Genomic DNA, 1,639 nt, shown 5'->3' with positions numbered 1-1,639 from the left:
TTCTTACCTCCAGTCAATAGGTTTTATAAAAACAATTAATGCGAAGAGATGATTTTTTTTGTTTAGGAGGGGGTACCCCCTCCTAAACAAAAAATTTTCGCATGCCAAAAAGACCTCACGATTTTTCGTTTTTTCGCCAGGTCCATTGTGTTATAGTAGGGGTAATCGATTACGAATAGTTGGTAGCTGCTTCGTAATCATAGGTTATTCCGTGTGTAATAAGATGAAATGCGACTTTCAAGAACTTATTCATACACGCCACACACGCAACTTTATGGGGCTTCCTCTGAGGTTGCGTTTTTAATTTGTCGTAATACTCCACAAAGTGATTTTTTGTTTTTTGACGTAATGTAATCATCGTTTTCACCATAAAGAACAAGATTTTTCGCAAATGCCGGTTCCCACGGCGATTAATGATATCCTTCAGCTCATATTTACCTGATTGATAGACACGTACATCAATCCCTACATACGCATTTAATTGCTTAGGTGTTTTAAAACGGCGGATATCTCCTAACTCCCCGATGATCCGGACGGCTGTTGTTTCACCAATCCCTGGAAACGATATCAACACCTGATATTCTACTTTTTCTTCTGAAAGGGCCACCATTTGCTTGATCAATTGCTCTTTCTTTTCTTTCAATTCCGCTATTCTTCGCGCGTAATCACGTACTTGATCGCATCGAACATCTGGATGGGATAGGGCTGGGTAAGAATCCTTCGCTGCCGCTACTAAGCATTCGGCTTTTTCCTCTGCTCGTTTGAGCGAAAGGTTTTTTCGTGTATTTTGCTTTAACCGATTACGAATGATGGTTTTCGAATGAGCAAGTACCTCATCCGGGTGTGGGTACAATTGCACAATATTTAAAAAGAGCGCAGAACGTGTAGAAAAGAGTGTTTCGAGTTCTGGGAAACTTTGTTGTAAAATGGCATGCATTCGATTATGTAAATGATTGATTTCTGTATCGAGCTCATCATAATAGCGTGACCACGCCCGCATTTGTTTATAATAATCGTCCTCTACATAGGTAGGAACACGCTCGTTTCGGAAGTGCGTTTGGGCTAATTTATGCGCATCTGCTCTGTCTGTTTTTTGTCTTCTCATAGATTTTGTTTCTTCTTTCGCCTGAACCGGATTCAGACAACAGTAGGGATAGTGCGTATCTTGCAGAAATTTCTCTAATCCTTTTGAATACACACCGGTTGCTTCGAAGACAATTTCAGGTGCCTGTCCATCTTGTTTCTTGAGCTGCTCTAGTGTTTCATGAAGTTGCTCAAAAGATGGCCGATTATGTAAGATTTCTCCTTCAAACTCGCATTGACGATAGCGGTTGTAAATGACCATCGTACTTTTTCCCATACTGACATCAAATGCCACGACATGTTTGATCATCTTTCCTTCTCCTTTTTAGCCAGTCATAGAAGTCTTCACAGTACCTTATCGATTCCATTTTCTTTTACACGATCTCGGGGACCCAACATACTAAACTGATTCAAATAAGGATGTGAAGTTAGCCTGTTTGCGATACGGATTCTTATTTGATCCAAGGGAGTGTTCGGCTTTCCTTCACTTCTACTATAAAAAAATAGTAGCACAAACCATGGCCGTGGTTTGTACTACTAATGTTAGTATGTTTGC

At 40.3% G+C, this 1,639-nt stretch carries 1 protein-coding gene; it reads right to left on the bottom strand.

Translation table 11 applies throughout. The features are described 5' to 3' along the window. Positions 1-169: 169 nt before the first annotated feature. Complete coding sequence (locus AC3II9_RS21335) at positions 170-1,390, bottom strand: IS110 family RNA-guided transposase (RefSeq protein WP_489158708.1); 1,221 nt, start codon at positions 1,388-1,390, stop codon at positions 170-172. Positions 1,391-1,639 lie beyond the last annotated feature (249 nt).

It is taken from the genome of Lysinibacillus sp. RU7, assembly GCF_057837305.1.
This window is presented reverse-complemented; position numbering and strand designations above follow the sequence as displayed.